Annotated in this window: 15 protein-coding genes, 1 tRNA gene and 1 pseudogene; 3 read left to right on the top strand and 14 right to left on the bottom strand. The window is 72.0% G+C overall.

Annotated features, from left to right (window positions below; translation table 11 throughout):
• Positions 1-45: 45 nt before the first annotated feature.
• Both ACWGH1_RS22750 and ACWGH1_RS22755 read right to left on the bottom strand, forming a co-directional pair.
• Positions 46-2,598, bottom strand: coding sequence for an ABC transporter permease (locus ACWGH1_RS22750; RefSeq protein WP_453352160.1), 2,553 nt, complete (start codon positions 2,596-2,598; stop codon positions 46-48).
• A gap of 53 nt (positions 2,599-2,651) precedes the next feature.
• Positions 2,652-3,413, bottom strand: coding sequence for an ABC transporter ATP-binding protein (locus ACWGH1_RS22755; RefSeq protein ID WP_453352170.1), 762 nt, complete (start codon positions 3,411-3,413; stop codon positions 2,652-2,654).
• Positions 3,414-3,830: 417 nt separating this feature from the next.
• Here ACWGH1_RS22755 and ACWGH1_RS22760 point away from each other — a divergent pair.
• Positions 3,831-3,915: transfer RNA gene (locus ACWGH1_RS22760), tRNA-Leu, on the top strand.
• 137 nt (positions 3,916-4,052) lie between these two features.
• Here ACWGH1_RS22760 and ACWGH1_RS22765 read toward each other — a convergent pair.
• The 10 genes and pseudogenes from ACWGH1_RS22765 to ACWGH1_RS22810 form a co-directional block, all read right to left on the bottom strand.
• Positions 4,053-4,820: a hypothetical protein gene (locus tag ACWGH1_RS22765; RefSeq protein ID WP_453352161.1), complete on the bottom strand. Its 768-nt coding sequence runs from the start codon at positions 4,818-4,820 to the stop codon at positions 4,053-4,055.
• Positions 4,817-8,068 (bottom strand): hypothetical protein, encoded by a 3,252-nt coding sequence (locus tag ACWGH1_RS22770; RefSeq protein ID WP_453352162.1) that lies wholly within the window; start codon positions 8,066-8,068, stop codon positions 4,817-4,819. The genes ACWGH1_RS22765 and ACWGH1_RS22770 overlap by 4 nt, the downstream gene beginning before the upstream one ends.
• A complete protein-coding gene (locus tag ACWGH1_RS22775; protein WP_453352163.1) occupies positions 8,065-8,505 on the bottom strand; it encodes a DUF6507 family protein in 441 nt (146 codons plus the stop codon). Before ACWGH1_RS22775 ends, ACWGH1_RS22770 begins: the two co-directional genes overlap by 4 nt.
• A 33-nt stretch (positions 8,506-8,538) precedes the next feature.
• Positions 8,539-8,850, bottom strand: a complete 312-nt coding sequence (locus ACWGH1_RS22780) for a pore-forming ESAT-6 family protein (protein ID WP_453352164.1) — start codon at positions 8,848-8,850, stop codon at positions 8,539-8,541.
• 49 nt (positions 8,851-8,899) lie between these two features.
• Positions 8,900-9,232: a hypothetical protein gene (locus ACWGH1_RS22785; protein ID WP_453352165.1), complete on the bottom strand. Its 333-nt coding sequence runs from the start codon at positions 9,230-9,232 to the stop codon at positions 8,900-8,902.
• 118 nt (positions 9,233-9,350) lie between these two features.
• On the bottom strand, positions 9,351-10,769 hold the full coding sequence (locus ACWGH1_RS22790; protein ID WP_453352166.1) for a DUF6177 family protein: 1,419 nt from the start codon (positions 10,767-10,769) through the stop codon (positions 9,351-9,353).
• Between the two features lie 46 nt (positions 10,770-10,815).
• Complete coding sequence (eccCa, locus tag ACWGH1_RS22795; RefSeq protein WP_453352167.1) at positions 10,816-14,790, bottom strand: type VII secretion protein EccCa; 3,975 nt, start codon at positions 14,788-14,790, stop codon at positions 10,816-10,818.
• A gap of 22 nt (positions 14,791-14,812) precedes the next feature.
• Positions 14,813-15,658 (bottom strand): MinD/ParA family ATP-binding protein, encoded by an 846-nt coding sequence (locus ACWGH1_RS22800; RefSeq protein ID WP_453352171.1) that lies wholly within the window; start codon positions 15,656-15,658, stop codon positions 14,813-14,815.
• A 564-nt stretch (positions 15,659-16,222) separates the two neighbouring features.
• On the bottom strand, positions 16,223-17,578 hold the full coding sequence (gene eccD / locus ACWGH1_RS22805) for a type VII secretion integral membrane protein EccD (RefSeq protein WP_453352168.1): 1,356 nt from the start codon (positions 17,576-17,578) through the stop codon (positions 16,223-16,225).
• Positions 17,579-17,774: 196 nt separating this feature from the next.
• Positions 17,775-18,086: pseudogene (locus ACWGH1_RS22810) on the bottom strand (hypothetical protein); the annotation flags it as partial.
• 247 nt (positions 18,087-18,333) lie between these two features.
• Here ACWGH1_RS22810 and ACWGH1_RS22815 point away from each other — a divergent pair.
• Entirely contained in the window at positions 18,334-19,182 is an 849-nt protein-coding gene (locus ACWGH1_RS22815; protein WP_453352169.1) for a Bax inhibitor-1/YccA family protein, read from the top strand.
• Positions 19,183-19,332: 150 nt separating this feature from the next.
• On the opposite strand, the gene ACWGH1_RS22820 is transcribed toward ACWGH1_RS22815, so the two are convergent.
• The gene (locus tag ACWGH1_RS22820; RefSeq protein ID WP_136213617.1) at positions 19,333-19,563 is read right to left on the bottom strand and encodes a DUF4287 domain-containing protein; all 231 of its coding nucleotides are present in this window, start codon (positions 19,561-19,563) and stop codon (positions 19,333-19,335) included.
• 98 nt (positions 19,564-19,661) lie between these two features.
• Here ACWGH1_RS22820 and ACWGH1_RS22825 point away from each other — a divergent pair, with 98 nt between their 5' ends.
• Positions 19,662-20,021: a hypothetical protein gene (locus tag ACWGH1_RS22825; RefSeq protein ID WP_453353654.1), complete on the top strand. Its 360-nt coding sequence runs from the start codon at positions 19,662-19,664 to the stop codon at positions 20,019-20,021.
• Here the strand turns inward: ACWGH1_RS22825 and ACWGH1_RS22830 are convergent.
• A complete protein-coding gene (locus ACWGH1_RS22830; RefSeq protein ID WP_453353661.1) occupies positions 20,005-20,838 on the bottom strand; it encodes a hypothetical protein in 834 nt (277 codons plus the stop codon). The two genes, ACWGH1_RS22825 and ACWGH1_RS22830, sit on opposite strands and share 17 nt — an antisense overlap.
• Positions 20,839-21,102: the final 264 nt, after the last annotated feature.

The raw sequence follows: 21,102 nt of genomic DNA on the forward strand, positions 1-21,102 counted from the left end.
GACCGGAACTCCGGTCGCGGGGCCCTTCCCGTACGGTGCCTGCGGCTACTCGGTCTTGATGGCGGTCAGCATGTTCAGCCGGGCGGCGCTGCGGGCCGGCCACATGGCCGCCAGGGCGCCGACCACACCGGCCAGCAGCATGAAGATCGCGATCCGGTCGAACGGGACGACCAGGGCGTAGTGCGGCACGCCGTCCTTGATGGTCTGGCCGACGGCCCAGGCGATGAACGTACCGAGGGCGACACCGATGACCGCGCCGAACAGCGAGATCACGATGGCCTCCAGGCGGATCATGTTCTTGACCCGGCCCCGGTCCAGGCCGATGGCGCGCAGCATGCCGATCTCCTGGGTCCGCTCGTAGACGGACATGGCCAGGGTGTTGACGACGCCGAGCACCGAGATGATCAGCGCCATGCCCAGCAGGCCGTACATGATGTTGAGCGCGGTGTTGATCGCCCCGCCCAGCTCGTTGCGCATGTCCTGCTGGGTGGCGATGTTCATCGCCGGGTTCTTGCCGAGGGCGTCGACGAGGGTCTGCTGGGCCTTGGCGGAGGGGCCGCCGTCCATCTTGACGAAGACCTCGGGCAGGTACGGCTTCTCCTCGTGCGCGGAGAGGATCTTGTAGTCGAGCACGTAGGGGGAGAGCATGCCGTCCATCTCCTTGTAGACGGCGCCGACCACCAGATCGCCCTTCTTGTCGTCGTCGAAGGCGGTCTTGAGGACCGAACCGACCTTGAGCCCCCGCGACTTCGCCGTCGTGTCGGCGACCGCGACCTGGCCCTTGCCGAGGCTGTCCAGCGAGCCGGCGACGACCTCAATGTTGAGGAGCGATCCGATCGCGGCCGGCTCGACGCCGGAGACGGAGCTGAACTCCTTGCCGCCGCCGAAGCGCAGCGAGCCGGCCTGCTGCGGGGAGACCGCCTTGACGCCAGGCGCCTTGGCCAGCGCACCGATCACGCTCTGGTCGAGGCTGCCGAAGCCGCCGGACAGGGAGACCTTGTAGTCGGCCTTGAGCTTGTCCGTGGTCATCCGGTCCACGGCCTTGCCCATGGTCACGCCCAGCACCGACAGGGCGGTGACCAGGGTCAGGCCGATGGCCAGCGAGGCCGCGGTGACGGCGGTACGGCGCGGGTTGCGCACGGCGTTCTGCGCGGCCAGCTTGCCGGCGACGCCGAAGGCCTTGCGCAGCGCCGGGCGCAGGGCGGCGATGACCGGGCGGGAGAGCGCGGGCAGCAGGACGATGATGCCGATCATCGTGAGGAAGGCGCCCGCGCCGATGATCATCTTGCCGTCCTTGCCGACCAGCGCGCCGCCGAGGATCCCGGCCAGGCCGAACAGGGTGAGCGCGCCGCCGATGCTGTTGCGCAGCACCAGGGACTTGGCGGTGGCCGGCAGGTGGGCACTGCCCATGGCGGCGACCGGGGCGATCTTGGCGGTGCGGCGGGCGGGCAGCCAGGCCGCGAGCAGCGTGACGAGGACCCCGATGACGATCGCCGTCGCGACGGTCCCCGGGCTGACGACCAGCGGACCGGCCGGGATCTTCGCGCCGATGGAGTCCATCAGGGAGCGCATGCCGACCGCGAGGCCGACGCCGGCCAGCAGGCCGACGGCGGAGGAGACCACGCCGACGACGAGGGCCTCGGCCAGCACGGACCGCTTGACCTGGCCGCGGTTGGCGCCGATGGCGCGCAGCAGGGCCAGCTCCCTGGTGCGCTGGGCGACCAGCATCGTGAAGGTGTTGTAGATCAGGAAGATGCCGACGAACAGCGAGATCAGGGCGAAGGTCAGCAGCATCTGGTTGGTGGTGTCCATCTGCTGCTCGATGCTCTTGGCCTGCTCGGCGGCCAGCGTTGCGCCGGTCTTGGCCGTGGCGTCCTTGCCGATGAGCGGCTTGACCTCGGACAGCAGCCGGTCGGCGGTGGTGCCGGGCTTGGCACTGACCGAGAGCTCCTCGAAGAAGCCGGGATTCAGGTAGAGCTGCTGGGCGGTGGCGGTGTCGAACAGCACCAGCGAGCCGCCCGCGTTGACCTGGCCGTCCTCGGTGGTGAACACGCCGGCGAGGGTGTACTCGGAGGGCAGGCCGTTGGAGGCCACCCGGACCTTGTCGCCGACCTCGTACTGGCCGCGCCGGGCGGTCTCCTCGTCGAGGGCGATCTGGTCGGCCTTCGCGGGGCCGTTGCCCTCGGTGAAGGTGTAGCGCGGGTCCTTGCCCTCCTTGACCGGGGCGAAGTTGGAGCCGCGGTTGGCCCAGCCGCTGCCGATCAGCTTGCCGTCGGGGTCGGCGACCCCGGCGAAGCCGGAGACGCGGCCGGAGACGGTGTCGACGCCCGGGAGGGCCTTGACCTTGTCGAGGGTCTGCGCGCTGATGCCCGGCTCGCCCTCCTTGGTCCCGGCGTCGTTGCGGGAGGGGCCGTCGGCGGTGACGGAGACGGCGATGCCGTCGAAGCTCTTGGCGGACTGGCCGGAGAGCGCCTTGCCGACGGTGTCGGTGAAGACGAGCGTGCCGGAGACGAAGGCCACGCCGAGGACGACGGCGAGCACCGTCATCAACAGCCTTGCCTTGTGCGCGAGGACGTTGCGCAGGGCGGTACGGAACATGGTGGAGGCGTCCAGGGGGTCGGAGGTCAGCGGGGACGGGGAGGGGCGGTCCCTCAGCTGGTGCGGCCCTTGGCGTCGAAGGCCTTCATGCGGTCGAGGACGCCGTCGGCGCTCGGGCTCAGCATCTCGTCGACGATGCGGCCGTCGGCGAGGAAGATGACCCGGTCCGCGTAGGAGGCGGCGACCGGGTCGTGGGTGACCATCACGACGGTCTGGCCCATCTCGCGGACGGAGTTGCGCAGGAAGCCGAGCACCTCCGCGCCGGAGCGGGAGTCGAGGTTGCCGGTGGGCTCGTCACCGAAGATGATCTCCGGCCGGGAGGCGAGGGCGCGGGCCACGGCCACGCGCTGCTGCTGGCCGCCGGACAGCTGGGTCGGGCGGTGGCCGAGGCGGTCGGCGAGGCCGACCATGCGGATCACCGAGTCCAGCCACTGCTGGTCGGGCTTGCGGCCCGCTATGTCCATGGGCAGCGTGATGTTCTCCAGGGCCGTCAGCGTCGGCAGCAGGTTGAAGGCCTGGAAGATGAAGCCGATCTTGTCGCGGCGAAGCTGCGTCAGCTGCTTGTCCTTGAGGGAGCCGAGCTCGGTGTCGCCGATGCGCACGGAGCCGCCGGAGAAGGTGTCCAGGCCGGCCACGCAGTGCATCAGGGTGGACTTGCCGGATCCGGAGGGGCCCATGATCGCGGTGAACCGGCCCCGGCCGAAGTCGACGGAGACGTTGTCCAGCGCCACCACCTGGGTCTCGCCCTGGCCGTACACCTTGGACAGCTGCGTGGCGCGGGCGGCCACCGCCTGGGTGGTGGGGGCGTAGTTCATGGCGGTCACGGGGGACTCCTGTCGAGCGGGGTGCTGCGCTGTGGCGGGACCCTCCCATCCTCGCCGCGCACACCCCCGCCCCGGATCAGCCGCGGTGCCGGTTCGACGGCCCACCGGAGGCTGACCACGGGGCGGCCCGCCTCCTCCTCTGGTATGACTCCGCCCTTCCGGGCGCTGCTGCGGGCGCCGCTGCGGGCGGGGTGGCGGGCGGGGTGGCGCGGGGAGGCGAAATCCCGTCAATTGCGGGCGGGGGAGATCGTCGCCGGGAGGGGGCCGACCGCGTGTTATCGCGTCTGACGACCACTCAAGCGCCAATAAAATCAGACAACATCGGACAGACGCCCAGGTCGGAGCAGGGATACTACGGATAGGCTCACCCGTAGCGTTCACAGCTCTTCCACGGGGTCGCCACGCCCTGCCCGGATGGTGGAATGCAGACACGGCGAGCTTAAACCTCGCTGGCCTTCGGGCCGTGCCGGTTCAAGTCCGGCTCCGGGCACCACTCACGCAGGGCAGGGGCGCCGGTGACCACGGCCGCCCCCGGCGGAACTGCACCGTCCCGGCCGGCGGCGTACCGCGTCCTCGGCCGGGTGCGCCTCGGCCGACAGCGCGGCCGCGTCCGCGCCGACGACGACCGGCCTACCCGTTGCCCGTCAGCTTGTTCGTCACCGACTCGATGAAGGCGGCCGCTTCGTGTTCGGATACGGGGACGTGGTCGATGTCGTCGTGGCCGAGGGCGTAGAGCTTGAGGTACTCGGTCGGCTCCCAGCGCAGGTTGCGGGTGAATGCCTCGTCGTGGGTCACGTCCTCTTCGACCCGGCGGCGGACGATGCCCCTCGGGCTCTGCCGCGGGTGCCGTTCGTCGATCTTCGCGTAGTACGTGATCTCGCCCTCGGCGTCCAGCGCGTCGAGGGTGGCGGGGGCGAGGGTGAGGAAGGGGGGCACGGAGGCGTTGGCCTCCACGGTTCCCAGCGGGATCATCACGCCGTTGAGGTCGAGGTACTCCTCCAGGTAGAACCCGCCACCGCGCTCGAACATCAGCAGGAGCGGCTCGTACGGGTCCGGCAGACCGGCGGTCGGCTCGGTGCGGGCATCACCCAGGCAGGCCCAGCGGACGGTCGCGCGGCACGTCGTCCGCAGCGACTCCGGCGCCAGCCCCTTCACCAGCTCTTCCACCTCGGCGGCCATGTCGGCGGGCATCTGCACCTCGGCGTCGACGTGTTCCACCACGTCGAAGAAGGGCCACAGTTCCTCGGCCCCGCAGGCCCGGGCCCACAGCGCCGAGCGGCGCAGGAACTCGCGCATCAGCAGCGCCCGCGAGTGCTCCCGCCCGAAGGCCGAGGTTTCGTCGCTCCAGTCAACTGCCCGCAGCCGGTCCAGCACGGTACGCGAAGGATGGTCGGTCACTTGAGGTTCAGCCCCTTGGCTCGCAGCTCCTGGAAGATATCCTTGACGAACTCATCGATATTCGACAAATCCGGAGCGAGCACCGTTCGCGGGTGCTTCAAACCGATCTTTTGCCACGCCGTTCCGAAGCCACCGCGCACCGGGTTGGGCGCGAGGTCGTGCGCACCGGCCGCGCTCAGACTCTTCGGCGAGTACCGGCCGCCCCCGTCCTCCCTCCGCCACAGTCCCCCCTGGTCGTGGAGGTACGGCAGGCCCGCCTTCATCAGCTGGCTCTCGACGTACTCGTGCGTCATGAGGTGCCGGAACTCGGTGATCTGCGCCTCGTTCAACGTTCCCTTGCGCGCTCCGTCCCACAGCCGCGCGATGTCGTCGCGCGGGGTGAAACGGCCGCGTCGCCACTCACCCGGGCCCACGACCACGTCGTGCTGGGCACGGATCATGTGCGTCTTGACCTGGCGGATCACGGACTCGTCGATACCGGTGGTCCTTGCCATCGCCGGCACGTCGATGTGGTTGGGCGTGGCCCGCAGGGACTCGTAGACCGAAGCCTCGTAGGCGCCGGGCTTCTCCACCCAGCCCGCTCCGCTCCAGCCGCCGTCGGGGCCGTGAGTGTAGGGGTGCTCCGCCTCCCCCGCCCCGCTGGTCGGGTCGTCGCCCGCGGCCCTGGGGTCGTCAGCGTGGTGGGCGGAGTCCCCGCCCGCCTCCCCGAAGTCGTCGGCAACCGAGGGCAGGTGGTCGGCCGCCACGTCGGCGTCCCGGCCGAGCGCCGTGACGGCGTCCTCGACACCGTGTCCGGCGAGCCGGATGGACCCCGCATCGTGCGGGACCGGCACGTTGTCGAAGATCTCGTCCTGGGCGGCCTGGAGCGCGGCGAGCTCGTCGGGGCTATTGCCGGGCAGGCGACCCCTCTCGTAGAGGACGTGGGTGTCCATCTTGGCCGCGAAGCTCTCCGCGGTGTGGAACTGGACCTCGAAGACCTGACCGCTGACCGGGTCCCGCCAAGTCGAGTTGATCCCCTTGTAGCCGGAGGAGGACCAGCTGTTCTTGAACTTGACGTTCTCGTACCCCTTGGCCTGGAGCTCGTCGACCGCCTGCTGCACCCCGTGCGTGTAGTCGGCGTGCGGCACCTCCATCGTGTAGCGGATGGAGTCCCTGATACCACCGAGCGCCTCGCCGTGAGTCAGCCCGGCGTCCTCGAGCATGTCGGTGGCGAGCTTGCGCTTCAGCGAGTCCTCGCCCTTGAGCCGGTACTCGAGGCCGAGCAGCTTGCCGTCGTCGAGCTTGCCGGCGATGTCCTGCATCGACTCGGTGATGCGCGGCTCCGCCTCGGCGGACCTCCGCATGAAATCGTCCGCGGCGGAGTTCGCCTCGTGGTCGAGCCGCAAGCCGTTCTCTCCGGCCCAGGAGCCGTCGGGCAGATCACCCCTCGGCCCTTCGAGGCCACCGCCGGCGGGACCGCCACCATGGCCACCACCCAGGCCGTCTGAGTAGGCGTCGCCGCCCGGACCCTCCCCGTGGCCGCCGCTCGTGGTGTCCGAATGGCTCCCGTGGGACGGGCCGTCCGTGTGGCCGCCGGTCGGGGTGGCGTCGTGGGAGTGCGGAGTGTCCCCGCCTCCGCCGCCAGGGGTTTCGTGGCTGTTGCGGGGCATGCCGTCCGGGGCGTGGCCGGCGGGGGCGTGGTCGCCCGCGTGGCCCGTCGGGGTGTGGTCGCCCACGTGGACGGGGTCGGACATGTCGGAGCCGAGGCGGATCACGTCGTCGCCGCCTCGGGCGCCGACGCCGACGAGGACCGGGGATTCCACCTTCGGGGCGTGCGCCGCGGCCGGGGCCGGTTCGACCTTGGCGTCCTTGGCGTGCTGGAAGAGGCTGCCGTCTTCCTTGTAGAGGTTGCCCTCGTTGTCGATGTACTTCGCGGGGCTGTCGTCGAAGGGCAGTTTGACCGTGCCGGGCGGCAGGGTGGCGGTGCCCTCGGGGAGTTTGATGCCCCCGTCCGGGAGCTTGATCGCACCCTCGGGGATCGCGGCGCCGGACGGCAGATGAATCGTTCCGTCAGGCAGCATCGACGCGCCGTCGGGCAGCGCGAACGCGCCCTCGGAGATCTTCGGGATCTCGATCTTGCCGATGCCCTTGAGGCCGGCCATCACGTCGCCGATCTTCGACAGGCCGGCGCCGGCGCCCTTGAACACGTACGTCATCGGGTCGATGGCCCGGCCGGCCTTGCCCGCGAACGACAGCGCCTTCGCCGCCGCCCCCGCCTTGCCCGCGCCCGAGGCGCCCGCGCCCGCGCCGTCGGTGAAGATCGCGGTGACCACGTTGAAAGTGACCGCCCCCGCCGCCCGTGAGGGGTTCTCGCTCCACTGGTCCCATGCCAGCAGGGCCTTGCCCGTCTCCTTCATCGCCGTCCGCGAATCGCGGATCCAGCCGGGCAGGTCCTTGTCGTCCGCCGTCCAGAAGAGCCCCGCCGCGCCCGGCGTCAGCGTGATCGCGATACCCGTCGACAGCTTCGCCAGGCCAGTCCAGGCCTGCTTGGTGGCGTCCCAGCCGTCAAAGCCGACCAGCGTGCCCAGGCCCTTGATGGTGCCCCACACGCCGTCGACGATGACGCCCTTGCCGAAGTCGTAGGCGTGCTCCCACACCTGCCACCACGGCACCGATTCCTGGACCGCGTCCCCCCACGGCAGCGACTTGGAGTTCTTCAGCGCCTCCGCGTCATAGCCGTACATGTTCGCGCCGTGCGAACCGTCATCGACCTTCAGCGGCACCCCGCACACCAACGCCACGATCTTGTCGTGCGCGGTGCGCTCGGCGGCCTGGAACTGGGACCACACCTCGCCGATCTTGTTGCGGCGGTCGAGGTTCTCATCGATGAGGTCCCCGTCCTCGATCCAGTCCTCGTCGCCGGAGACCTTCGCCTTGAACGACGCCGCTTCCGCCTTGAGCGTCTCCAACCGCTTGACCAGCGGGCGGATCTCGTTCGCGTACGAACCCAGCGCACCCGCGATGGTGCACATGTCGCCGCTGAACGACATCGTGATGTCCGCGACCGGTTTCGTCACCGCGAACAGCTGCTCGGCCTCCGGCGCCTTGTAGTACGCCGACAGGCCGCCGAACGTGGTGTGCACCGACGTACCGGCGTTCGCCAGCGCCCCGCCGTCCCCCGACAGCGCCTTCACCTTCGCGTCCAGCACCGCCAGATCGCCGGTGAACACCGGCACCTCGGCGGGATTGACCGGATCGTTGTTGCTCACTTGCCGCCCCCCGCCGCGTCCCGCAGCTCGTCCAGCCGCACGTTCTTCGCCGCGTCCTGCGCATGCTTGGCCGCGTCCAGATCGCCCTCGATGTACTCGTTCGTCGCCTTCGCCGCCCCCAGCACCGCAGCCTGGATCCGGTCCACCATCGCCTTGATGTCCGTCTGCCGCGTCTGCACGTACTGACCCAGCGCCGCACCCACCGGCCCCGTCGTGCCCCGCTGCGACAACGGCACCTGCCCCGTGGCCACCGGACCCTGGCGCGCCGCGTTCGGCACCATCGCCGCCGACCCCGGCACCGCCGTACCCGCCGCGTACGCGGCCTCCGACATGTGACCCATCAGCGCGTTCAGCGCCTTCTCCAGATCACCCGCCCGCTCACCGGTGAGCTTCAGCTGCGACTGCACACCCTGCGGCTTGATGTCCCACGACGTCATACGTCCCCCGTAAAACCGTTCGGCCCGACCGGCTCAGCCGATGTTGTCGACCGCGGCCTTCGCCCGCGCGATCGTCTGGTGCGCCGTCGCGTCGTTCTTCTCCAGCGTCGACTTCAACAACTGGATGATGTTCTTCACCTCTTGCGACGCGTTCTTCCAGCGCAGTTCCTTGCCGTGGTACTCGTCCGCCACGCCATCCGCCGCGAAGTCGGACATCGCCGCCTTCACCTGCGCATCACGCGCCGCGATCAGCTGCTCCAACTGCCCGATCACGACCTGGATGTTGCCCTGCGCCTCCGTCGACGCACCCGTGTCGTACGAACGTCGGTCCGTGCCACCGGCCATCACACATCACACTCCCCGTGTGGTTGAAAAGACTTCCGACGATCGGCGCTCAGCGGCCCGAGAAACGCGCCGCGTCGAAGTTCGCCGCCGACATCTGCTGCCGGGCGTTGTCACCCTGCTCCACGTCACCGGTCCCGAACGCCTGCTCCATCCCGGACTGACCGCCCAGGATCGCCGACAGGGCGGCGTTCAGCTCCTTCGTGATCCCGTCCGAGTGCTCCTTGAACGAGTCGAACGCGACCTTGCCCTGACCGTTGAACTTCCCCTCCAGCGGATGCGCCGCCGCGATCAACTGCCTGATCAGCGTCCCCAGATCCGTACTCGACGTCCGCGACCCCGACATCAGGCCGGACAGGACCTGCGTCCCCATGTCGAACTTCATCTCACACCCCCGTCACGATAGAACGACCATCAGTCTGACCAATTCTGCCAACATACATCGCTCTTGCAACCTGCAATCTGCCGGTTGTGACCAAAGCCGAACATCTCAACGGGTCCGCTCACGCACCCTTCAGATGCCGCATCAGCAGCTCGAAGTCCTGCCATCCCGCGAGGTCCGACGGGTCCCCCGGCAGCGGGTAGTACAACGCGGGCCGGGTCTTCGGGCCCAGCGGAACCGGCCGTTCGGCCAGCGGCGTGTTGCGGGCCCGGTCGCCGGGCATCGCCCGGACCTCCTCCGCCCCGAGGACGAAGGCCACCGGTACGCCCGGTCCCTCGAAGCGCGGCGGCACCGCCAGGTCGCGACGGGCTTTGCGGAGCTGTACGAGCATCGACTGCAGGTGGTGGCGGGTGGCGAGCACCTCGGCGGTCCTGGTCAGGGCGTCCAACGGGGGGTCCTCGTCCGCCCCGTAGCCGAACGCGAGGGTGACCTCCTCCTCGACGCCCGCCTTCGTACGGCGCACCCGTACGGTGGCGAGGCCGGGGCGCTGCGGACCGCCGACCACCACGAACCAGGTCGGCTCCGGCGCCCGCGCGTAGGCGACGTCGGTCAGCCGGGCCGGGGACCACGGCAGGTTCGCCGGCTCCGCGGTGCCCCAGCCGGCCGGCGGCGCGCCGGTCAGCTCCCGCCACACCGCCTCCAGCGCGCCCCCCAGGACGAGCCGGTCATCGGCGGGGTGGACCGTGCGGAAGGTGACGGCCAGCTGCCGCTCCCCGGTCGCGGTGACGTGCCGGTACGCGGCGGCCACCGGGGTGCCCGGGTCCTCGGGGGTCGCGTCGAGCGCCTCCACCGGGGCGAAGAGGCCGCCCTGCCAGCGCAGTACGGCCCCGGTGAGGCCGTCGTAGTAGCCGTCCCGCTCGTCCTGCACCACCCAGCGCGAGGGCCAGCCGCTCAGGCCGTCCCGGACGGCGGGGGAGAGGGTGGTGCCCGGCGGGGTGACGACCTGCAGGCCCAGTCCGGCGTCGGCGGCGGCCCGGAAGGCGTCCGCGAGCCAGGCGGTCATGGCCACCACCGGGCGGTCCTGGATGACGACGGCCACCCGGTCGGTGAGCACGTCGACGGCGGGCTGTGCGGCGGCCGGCTCCGGCGCCACGCTCACCCCCTCGGTCCGCACCACGGCCAGCGAGCGCCCCGGTTCGCGCGGCCAGGCCGAGCCGCCCGCCAGCGCGGCCAGCCGGGCCGCGAAGGTGCCGGCCAGCCGGCCGGCCTCGGCGACTCCGGTGGTGGCGCGGGCCTCCGTCCACCAGAACGGGACCGGCGGGGCGGTGGCTCCGAGCAGCCGCTCGGCCTCGCCCTCGACCTGCACCAGCAGCGGCGCCTCGATGGAGACGAGCGGGCGGCCCTGCTCGTCGCACAGCTGCACGACGGCCCCCTCGGCCCCCGCGTTCACCAGCTTGTCGGGCCCTCCGGAGAGCAGTCCGGCGAGCACGGTCCACGGGTCGGGCATCCGCTCGGTGAGGGCGACGACGTCCTTGGTCATGTGCCGGTCAGCTCCTTCGGTCGGGGAACGCGTGCGGGGCAGGCCCTCACACCCGGGTGTACACGGTCTGGATCAGGCGGCTCGACTGGCCCCGGCGGACCAGCACCCCCCGCCCGGCGGGCTGCTGGGAGGCGTACACCCCGGGCAGCAGCTGGCCCTCGCTGCGGTCGCCCGCCATGACCAGGGCCGAGGCGCCCGATTCGCGCAGCCCCTGCACCAACGGCTCGTACATGCCGCGCGAGGCGCCGGCGACCCGGCGGGTCAGGACGAAGTGCAGTCCGATGTCCGCGGCCGAGGGCACGTACGGCAGGAACGGCGCCAGCGGTGACTGCCCGGCCGTGGTCAGCACGTCGTAGTCGTCGACGAGTACGACGATCCGCGGGCCGCCGCCCCAACTGCCCGGCTCCAGGTCCTCCAGGGGCGCGCCGTCGTCCGGCATCCGCCGCTCCAGCTCGGTGGCGATGCCGGCGGCGAGACCCGCGCACAGCTTGGCGTTGTACGCGTAACCGCCGTTGAACTCCTCGGGGACCACCCCGCGCAGGCCGCGCCGCGGGTCCATGACGGCGAAGACCAGCTCCTCCTCGCCGTAGCGTTCGACGAGCCCGCCGGCGATGGTCTTGAGCAGGTTCGTCTTGCCGCACTCGCTGTCGCCCAGGACGAGCAGGTGCTGGTCGTGCCGGAACAGGTCGAGCAGGACCGGTGCCAGCGCCGTCTGGTCCAGGCCGATCGGCACCCGCTTCGGCTCGGCGGCCGGACCGGGCAGCAGGTGCGGCTCCAGTACGTGCGGCAGCACCCGTACCGGCTGGGCGCTCTCCCCGCTCCAGGCGGCCCGCACCGTACGGGCCGTGCGCTCCAGTACCGCGCCTAGCTCCGAGGCGTCGGCCAGCCCGTCCGTCCGGGGCAGCGCGACCTGGGCGAAGAGCTTGCCGTCGGTCAGGACGCGGCCGGGTTCGTCGGGCGACAGCGTCTCGGCCAGCTTGCGGTCGACGCTGGACTCGCTGGGGTCGTTGAGCCGCAGCTCGACCCGCGTGCCGAAGTTCGACTGGGTGGCGATCCGTACGTCGTTCCAGCGCAGCATGCCGGCGACGACGTGGATGCCGTACCCGCCGCCGCGCTTGAGGACGTCCACGACGGCGTCGTCCAGGTTCTCGAAGTCGTCGCGCAGCGCGCCGAAGCCGTCGATGACCAGGACGATCTCGGCGGAGGCGAGCTGGGGCAACCGGCCCGCCGCGTGCAGGGTGCGCAGCTGCTCGACGGAGTCGATCCCGTGCTCGCGGAAGAGTTCCTCGCGCACGGCGAGCATCGTGCGCACCTCTTCCACGGTCCTGGCCGCCCGCTCGCGGTCCGCGCGGCCCGCGATCCCGCCGACGTGCGGCAGCCCGGCCAGGGCCTGGAGCCCGCCGCCGACCAGGTCGAGTCCGTAGACGCCGACTTCCTGCGGGGTGTGGGTCAGGGCGAGCGAGAGGACCAGGGTGCGCAGCAGGGTGGTCTTGCCGGACTGCGGGCCGCCGATCACGGCGGCGTGGCCGCCCGCCACCGTCAGGTCGAGGTACCACTCCCCCTGCCACTGCTTCGTCGGGTCGTCGAGCACGCCGAGCGGCACCGTCAGCCGCCCGCGCCGCTTGGCGAGCTGCACTCCGCGCGGCCCCGCGTCCAGCGGGCCCGCGACCGCGTCCAGGGCGATCGCGGCGGGCAGCGGGGGGAGCCAGATCCGGCGTACGGGCGCGGCGGCCCGCTCCAGCTGGCCGACGACGACCCCCAGCTCGGTCGGGCCGGTCTCGCGGCGCCGCGCCGTGGGCTCCTGGCCCGGTGCGCCCTCCGGCTCGGCGAGGGTGTTGAACGCCTCGTACGCGAGGGCCAGGGGCCCGGTGTCCTGCTCGTCGGCGCGCTCGACGGGGCCCCGGTAGGCGCCGGAGACGTAGCTCGCCTTGAAGCGCTCGTAGTGGCTGGTGTCCACCTTCAGGTAGCCGAAGCCGGGCAGCGGCGGGAGGTGGAAGGCGTCCGTGGTGTCCAAGACCGTACGGGACTCGTCCGCGGAGAACGTGCGCAGGCCCAGCCGGTAGGACAGGTAGGTGTCCAGGCCCTTGAGCTTGCCGCCCTCGATCCGCTGGCTGGAAAGCAGCAGGTGCACCCCGATGGAACGGCCGATCCGCCCGATGGACAGGAACAGGTCGATGAAGTCGGGCTTGGCGGTGAGCAGCTCGCCGAACTCGTCGATGACGACGAACAGGTGCGGCAGCGCCTCCAGATCGGGGCGGCGGCCGGTGCGCAGCGCGTTGTAGTCGCCGATGTCGGCGATGTTGCCAGCGTCCTTGAGGACCTGCTGGCGGCGCTTGACCTCGCCCGCGAGCGAGGCGTGCACGCGCTCGACCAGACCGGCCTGGTTCTCCAGGTTGGTGATGACACCGGCGACGTGCGGCAGGCCGGCGAACGGGGCGAAGGTCGCGCCGCCCTTGTAGTCGACGAGTACGAGGGCGAGGTCCTCCGGCGGATGCGTGGCCACCAGCGCGAGCACGAGGGTGCGCAGCAGCTCCGACTTGCCGGAACCGGTGGCGCCGACGCACAGGCCGTGCGGGCCCATGCCCAGCTCGGAGGACTCCTTCAGGTCGAGCAGCACCGGCTCGTGGGAGTCGCTGATGCCGATCGGCACGCGCAGGAAGGCGCGCTCGCCGCGCGGCGCCCACAGGCCGTTGACGTCGAGCTGGGCCACGTCCTCGATGCCCAGCAGGCCGGCGAAGTCGACGGGGCCCGACAGCGGGGCGTCGATCAGCGACTCGGCGGACAGCCGCAGCGGCGCGAGCATCCGGGCCAGGCCCTCGGCGAACGGGACGCCGACCTCGTCCACCGTGCCGTGGGCGCTGACCGGCTCCTCCGCGCGCAGGTCCTCGATGAGGACCCGGTCTCCCTCGACGGTGATCCGTACCCCGACGTGGCCCGGCTCCTGGATGCGCTGGTCGAGCAGGTGCAGGACGGTGACGCCCATCTCGCGCAGCCCGACGGCGTCGTCGGGACGCGGGAGCTCGACCGCGTCCTCGCCGTGGCCGTCGGCGATGACGAGGAGCCGGGAGGTCATCGACAGCGCGTCCTTGCCGGACAGCCCGCGGCGCACCTCGGCGGCGTAGGAGGCGCGGCGGCGCAGCTCGGGCCCGAGCAGGCGGGCGAGCTGGGCCGTGGACGGGGCGATTCGGCGGGCGGCGACGGGGCCGTCGAGCTGCTCGGTGTCCAGCAGGTGCGGCAGCCACTTGGCCCACTCCCAGTCCGCGAGCCGGTCACCGGGCACCGCCAGCGCGACGGCCACGTCGTCGGGGGCGTGGGTGGCGGCGGCCTGCATCAGCAGGGCGCGGGCCACGCGCAGGCCGTCCTCGCGCGGGCCGATCACGGTGACGTTGCCGACCCGGTCCAGCGGCACGGTCAGCGGGAGTTCGGTGCCGGTGCGGAACCGGGCGGTCAGCGCCGAGGCCTCGTTGAGCATGAAGCGGTCGGGCGGGGTGAGGACGGTCGACCCCTGGTCGGCGATCCGCAGGTCGCGCACCGGCATCTCGCCGGTGCCGACCCGCACGCGCAGGAAGTCGCCGTCGACCCGGCGCCGTTCCCACAGCCGGGCCGGGTCCCGCACGATGTCGTACAGGGCGCTCGGCGGCGGGTTGAGCACACCGGCCCGCTCGGCGCGCTCGCGCTCCTCGGCGGCGAGTTCCTCCCGGAGGTCTTCGAGGTAGGCGAGGTACGCCTCGCGCTGGGTGCGGCGGGTGCGCTGGGCCTTGCCGCGCTGCGAGAAGACGAGACCGACGGAGCCGATGACGGTGACGACGAGGATCAGGGCGCCGAGCGCGGCGAACTGGCTGTTGCGCACGACCGTCATCATCACCACCGACGACATCACGCCGGCCACGGGCAGCAGCGACATCGCGATGTTGCCCGCCTTGCCCTCGGGGAGGTTGGGCGGCGCCTCGATGGTGCGGGCCTCGGAGGCGGCCGGGGGCCGGACCGTCCTGGCCGGGCGGTGGATCAGTCGGGTGCTCATCTTCGTGGTCCGTCGTCGTCCGTCAGTGGCGCTGCTGGGAGAGCTGGAAGGCGTCCGCCGCGATCCGGGTGGCGGCCGCCCTCGTCGCCCGGGCGAGCAGGTCGGTACGGAGGGCACCCCCGTCCGCCAAGTGGCGGTCGTGCGGCAGGACGTGGACGCTCGCCCCGGTGGTGCGGAGCGTGCGCACCGCCTCCTCGACGTCGATGCCCGCGTGCGGGGCCTGCTCCGTCAGGACGACGACCGTGCCGGCGATCACGTACGGGGGCAGGCCCTGCATCCACTGGAGCACCGCGTACGTGCTGGCGACGCCGTCGAGCGTCGCGGGGGTGGTGAGGACGCGGGCCTGGGAGGCGGAGAGCGCGACCCGGGCGACCTCGGCGGGCAGCGTCTCGCAGTCGACCACCGTCACGCCGAAGTAGCGGCGCAGCGCGACCATGGCCCGTTCGTAGGACCGGGTGTCGAGCATGGCGCCGATCTGGCCCTGGCTGCCGGGCAGCAGCCAGGCGTTGTCGCGGAGCTGGACGAGGTAGCCGGTGACGTCGAGCAGCGACATCTGCGGCTCGATGATGTCGGCGACGTCCCCGGTGGTCCAGCGCAGTGACTCGGCGCCGAGCCGGATGGGCAGCGAGCCGAGGGCCGGATCGGCCTCGACGAAGAGCACGGGGTCCTGGCGGTAGTGCGCGTACGTCGTGCCGAGCAGGGCGGCGACGGTGGACTTGCCCGCGCCGCCGCGGATGGAGGTGACGGCTATCTGGCGGCCGGTCGTCACGGGCTGCTGGAGCAGCTCGGCGGTACGGGCCGCGTCGGCGACCTCGCGGGCGACGGACGAGGAAACGGTCCGCCAGAGCGCGCCGGCCGCCCGGGCCAGGAACGGCTCACCGTTGCGGGGCTTGCGGCCCGCGCCGACGAGGCCCGGGTCGACCGCGGGACGGGAGTCGAGGGTGCGCGCCGGGCGGCCCGCGGCCCCGGCGGCGTAGCCCTGGGCCGGGAGCGGGGCGGCCGGGGCCTGCGGTGCCGGACCCTGCGCGGGCGGGGCCTGCGGTGCCGGGGTCTGGTACGGGTACCCGTACGCGGCGGGACCGGCACCGGCACCCGCGGCCGGGTCCTGGTACGGGAACGCGGCGGGGTCCTCGTGGGCGGCGGCGGGGTCCTGAGGCGGCCGGCCGGCCGGGTCCTGGTGGGCGGCCGCCCCGGGCGCCGGCTGTGCGCCGCCGCGGCCGCCGGGCACCGGGGCCTCCGCGCCGGGGCCCTGGGCCGGGGAAGCGCCCAGCGGGTCGGGCCGGACCGGCCCCTGCCCCTGGGGGACCGGCTGCTGTGCGCCGCCCCTCAGGTCGCGCAGGACGTCGCCCTGCCAGTTCTCTCCGCTCGGCATCCCTGCCCCTACCCCTCTCGTACCGGCCTGCCGCCCCGCCCGGAGCGCCTGCGAGTTGACTCAGAACTTGTCGAGCAGCTGCCCGTAGATGCCGAACACCCCCACGCCCAGCGGGAACAGTCCCACCACGCCCACGGATTCGACGAAGTCGGCCGTGCGCCGCAGCCGGACCTGCACGTGCTCGGGCGGCTGCACGGCCAGCCCCAGCAGCGGCAGCAGCGCGGCCGCGCACAGCACGACCAGCGCTCCCGTACCGCCGCCGTGCCCGATCCACAGCACCACGAGGCGGACGAGGAGGACGGCCGCCGCGGCGAGCAGCGCCACCACCTCGGCGACCAGCGGGAACGCCCGCGCCCGCGACAGCAGCACCACGGCGACCAGCGACGGCAGCACCACGGTCCACACGCTCGGCTGCCCGGCCAGCGTGAGCAGCCAGCCCGCGGCGGCGGCCGAGACGGCGGTCGCGATCGTCGCGAGGGCCAGGCCGCGGTGCGTGGCGGCGAGGGCGTTGCCCACCTGGTGGCGGCTGACGGAGGCGCCGCCGGAGCGCGTGTCGTCCAGCGCGGTCAGGCCCGACGCCATGAGCGCGAGCCGCGGCAGCAGCCCGAGCAGCAGTACGGAGAACAGGGCCATGACCGTGCCGAGGCGCGCGGGTTCGTCCTGTACGGCGGCCACGGCCTCCCACGCGACGGTGATGAAGGCGACGGCCCCGCCGCCGATGAGCCCGCCGCGGCCGAGCGGGGAGAAGTAGCCGAGCATCACGAGCGTCACGACCAGCGCGCCCGCGACGGCCGCGAGCCGCAGTACCCACGACCAGTGGTGCGCGTCGGCGGCGGTCCACGCCGTGAGCACGCCGAGCCCGCCCGAGGCGAACAGCAGCGCGGTGGCCAGGCCCCGGTTGCCCTGCCCGATCCGGGCGCCGAGCGCGCCGGCGGCGAGCAGGACGAGCGTGACGACCAGCAGGCCGGTGGCCAGGGTGTCGAGGGCGACCTCGCGCCGGGCGAGCAGCGCGGCGGTCAGCGTGAACAGGACCGTCGCGACCCCGGCACTGCCCCGGCGGGCGGCGGGACGCCAGCGCCACGCCCGCAGATCGAGGTCGTCGGCCACCAGGTCGGTCACGTCGTGGACGACGGGGGCGGGCGGCGCCGAGTGGATCCTGACGAGCCGTAGGACGGCGCCGTCGGCTATGCCGGCCGAGGCCAGCGTGCTGTCCTGCGGCAGCGCGGAGCCGTCCGAGGTCAGCAACTGGCGCGTCATCGGCCGCGCGGCGGCCCGGTCGTCGAGCAACTGGAGTATGTCCGGGAGCAGCTGCCCGATCGGCGTATCGGAGGGCAGGACCATGTCGGCCCGGCGCCGCTCGCCGACCAGGGTCACCCGGGACAGCTGTGCTCGGGAAGTCGTTGCTGTGCTCACCACTTGCAGGAACCTACCATCGCGGTCTTGCGGCCCTTCGGGACGAGAACTTCTGCGCGAACGTCTACGAGAACTGCCACGGGATGCGCTACGAGCCGCTCGGCCGGGGCGATTTCGGCACCGGGGCGGACGGCGACTTCGACGGCTTCGGCGAGGTGGACGGGTGCTCGGTCGCGGCCGGGACGGCGGCTTTCGGGGCGGAGCCCTTCGAGGCGGCCGGCGAGGCCGACGGACCGGGCGGCGCGGGGGACTGCCCGTACTGCTGCACCTGGCTCTGCTGCTGTTGCTTCTGCTGCTCCGCCTTCTGCTTCGCCAGCGTGGCCTGGATGAACGACCAGCCGACGCAGCCCGCGCACAGTACGGCCGCGATGGCGATGCCCGCGAACATCTTGCCGAGCCGTTCGTCCGCCGTGCGCCGGGCCCGCTGCACGCCGAACAGCAGCGCGTCGCGCATCCTGCGGCGGCGTACCGCCACCGACTCCAGCAGCTGACTGTCGTAGTCCCTTGCCATGTGCCGTCCGCCGCCTCCCCCGTGTTTTGCCTGTGCAACATAAAGCATTTATCAGCTTGGAATACAGTGCGGCGGCTCCGCACACGGCGCGGCGGCCCGTCCGGGAGCCGCTCGGACACGTCGTGACTGCTCTCGCGCGGTTCGCCTCGTCTTCTCCTAAGATCCTCCTCCAGCAGTAGGGTGGTTTCTTTGCGAACGCATTACTCTTGTAGCTGACGGCCGCGTCCCGCGGCCACGGAGGAGTGAGATGAGGAGCAGTAACCCGGTCTTCTCGCGACGGGGGTTCAGCCGCGACACCGGCGGCTACGCGGGCTTTGACGCGCAGCAGGCCGGGACCGCGACCAACCCGTACGCGACGAACCCCTACGCGGCGGACGCCGTCACCGGCATGCCGCAGGCCCCGGCGCGCGCCCACGTGATGACCATGGACGACGTCGTGAGCCGTACGGCCATGACGCTCGGCACCGTGGTGCTCACCGCGGTCATCTCCTGGATCGCGCTGCCCGTCGACCCGGCCAACATCAACAAGTCGTACGGCATCGCCATCGGAGCCGCGCTCATCGCGATGGTCCTGGCGCTCGTCCAGTCGTTCAAGCGCACGCCGGTCCCCGCGCTGATCCTGGCTTACGCGGCCTTCGAGGGCGTGTTCCTCGGCGTCATCAGCTCGGCCACCAGCACCTACTTCGGTGGGGGCGTGGTCATCCAGGCCGTGCTGGGCACGATGTGCGTCTTCGCCGCCGTGCTCTTCGCGTACAAGATGCGCTGGATCCGCGTCACGCGCCGCTTCACCGGCTTCGTGCTCGCCGCCGCCATGGGCTTCATGCTGCTCATGGCCGCGAACCTGCTGTTCGCCCTGTTCGGGGGCGGCGACGGCCTCGGCTTCCGCAGCGGCGGCCTCGGCATTCTGTTCGGCATCGTCGGCGTGATCCTCGGCGCGTGCTTCCTCGCCATGGACTTCAAGCAGGTCGAGGACGGCATCGCGTACGGCGCCCCGCGCGAGGAGTCCTGGCTGGCGGCCTTCGGCCTCACCCTGACCCTGGTGTGGATCTACCTGGAGCTGCTGCGGCTGTTCCAGATCCTCTCCGGCGACGACTAGTCCGGCCCCGGCCGGTCAGGCAGGAGGAAGGCCCCGCGAGCGAATGCGCTCGCGGGGCCTTCCCGCGTCGTGGACCGGTTCGTGCAGCGGTACGGATGGGGGTAGGTCGGGGGACTCGGCCGGTCAGGGGGTCTCGTACGGGGCAGGGGCTCAGCCGAGTCTGCGGGCGGCCCTGCGCAGGTCGTACTCGTGGATGATCGCCTTGGCCTGGCCGTACGAGAGGTCGTGCGCGCCGCGCAGCCAGCTGACCTTCTCCTCGAACCGGACGAGGGACGGGCCGTCGTCCACGGTGCGCAGCCAGTCGGACACTTCACGACCGGTGGTCAGGGGAATTCTGTCGATCATGTTGCGGTGTGTCTGCTCCGAGAACTCTACGGACATGGGCGCCTCCGGAGGTATCGCCTTGTTCTCTTCACGACACCGTGCCTCAGCGTTCGCCCGTTGGCAATGGCGCCGGGGCGGCGCGTAAGGTCGGCCGGGTGCTTGATACTTCGCCCCTGACCGCCGCCGTGGAACGATTCGCCGACCGGCTGCGGGCCGCTCCGCAGAGCCGGCTCCAGCGCGGCGCCGCCGCCGAGGCGCTGGAACTGGCCCGCGAACTGGCGCGGCGGGCCCAGCTGCTGGAGGCCGCGGCCACGGACCCGCGGGGGGCGGCTCCGGCGCGCGTCGTGCCGGACGAGGGCGTCTTCACCGTCGGCGACCAGGTCGCGGTCACCGGGCAGGACCTCGCCGAGGCGCTGCGGGGCCTGCGCGCGGGGAACGGCGGAACGGCCCCGTCCGAGATGCTGGACGAGGCCGTGCGGCTGGTGGAGCAGGCGGAAGTCAGAGCGATGCGATGACGCGGTCCGCGAGGATGTAGACGTTGCTGTCCGGGTCCTCGGCGTCACCGCAGGAGAAGGTCAGGGCGTAGGCGCCGGAGATCCCCGAGCCGCCCAGCAGCACCGGAGCGGTACCCGAGCGCAGGGCCTCCGCCAGGCGCTCCGCCGTCTCCCGGTGGCCCGGGGTCATACAGAGCGTGGTGCCGTCGGTGAAGACGTACACGTCCAGCGTGCCCAGCGGACCGGGCCGGACGTCCGCGAGGGCCGTACGGGCCTGCGCGAGCTCCTCCAGCCGGCTGACGGTGCGCTCGTGGTCCACGCCCGGGTGCGAGGCCTGGACGGGGACGAAGTCGGGGTGCGAGGGGTGCCGGCGGCGGGCGGCGGCCAGCTCCGCCGAGTCCTCGGGGTACTCGTCCAGCAGGTCGTCCCCCAGAACCGGCTCCAGGCCCACCAGGTCGGCCTGGCGGGGGAGGAAGACCGGGCCGTCCTCGCCGAGCCCCGGCAGACCGCCCAGCAGCGAGGTCGGGGCCTCCCCGGCGAAGCTGGGCGAGGCGTCGGCGGCGTCCCGGGCCTCCTGCGCTGCCCAGAAGGCCCGCGCTTCGGCCAGTTCCCGCTCCCGCTCCTCGGCGAGGGCTTCGGCGACGGCGGCTCGTATCTCGGCGGCGGGGGACTCCACGGCGCTACGGGCGTGCGGGACGCTCGCACCGCGCGGGTGGGCCGGCACCGCCAGCTCGCCGCGCAGGGCCGTGACCTGCTTACGCAGTCCGTGTACGGCGTGCAGCGCAGCGGCGCCCACGGCCGTGGCAGCGGCCGTGGTCAGCAGCAGGGCAAGAGACATGGCGCTCACTGACTAACTCCTGGTTGATTCGATCCCCCGACTTCCTACATCAGCTTGACCTGTGCTGGGAATGGCATGCAGTGCATTACGTCATGAATTGGACAGGCCAAAGGTCCCCCGACGGTCTGCCGCACTTCTCTGACCTGCGGAAATACCGATCCCCCAGGACATAGGTCACATCCTGGGGGAGATTCGGTCACAGGTCGGCCGCGACGGGGTTGATTCCTTACCCTCCGCTACGGTCGCCTCAGCCGCTCGGGCTCG

This window comes from Streptomyces sp. NPDC054883 (assembly GCF_053610645.1).

Bases quoted from the DNA above. Each gene is read 5' to 3' on its own strand.
- ACWGH1_RS22785 (WP_453352165.1), bottom strand. From the start codon at position 9,232: ATGAAGTTCGACATGGGGACGCAGGTCCTGTCCGGCCTGATGTCGGGG.
- ACWGH1_RS22755 (WP_453352170.1), bottom strand. From the start codon at position 3,413: ATGAACTACGCCCCCACCACCCAGGCGGTGGCCGCCCGCGCCACGCAG.
- ACWGH1_RS22790 (WP_453352166.1), bottom strand. From the start codon at position 10,769: ATGACCAAGGACGTCGTCGCCCTCACCGAGCGGATGCCCGACCCGTGG.
- ACWGH1_RS22750 (WP_453352160.1), bottom strand. From the start codon at position 2,598: ATGTTCCGTACCGCCCTGCGCAACGTCCTCGCGCACAAGGCAAGGCTG.
- ACWGH1_RS22780 (WP_453352164.1), bottom strand. From the start codon at position 8,850: ATGGCCGGTGGCACGGACCGACGTTCGTACGACACGGGTGCGTCGACG.
- ACWGH1_RS22820 (WP_136213617.1), bottom strand. From the start codon at position 19,563: ATGTCCGTAGAGTTCTCGGAGCAGACACACCGCAACATGATCGACAGA.
- ACWGH1_RS22830 (WP_453353661.1), bottom strand. From the start codon at position 20,838: ATGTCTCTTGCCCTGCTGCTGACCACGGCCGCTGCCACGGCCGTGGGC.
- ACWGH1_RS22775 (WP_453352163.1), bottom strand. From the start codon at position 8,505: ATGACGTCGTGGGACATCAAGCCGCAGGGTGTGCAGTCGCAGCTGAAG.
- ACWGH1_RS22815 (WP_453352169.1), top strand. From the start codon at position 18,334: ATGAGGAGCAGTAACCCGGTCTTCTCGCGACGGGGGTTCAGCCGCGAC.
- eccCa (WP_453352167.1), bottom strand. From the start codon at position 14,790: ATGAGCACCCGACTGATCCACCGCCCGGCCAGGACGGTCCGGCCCCCG.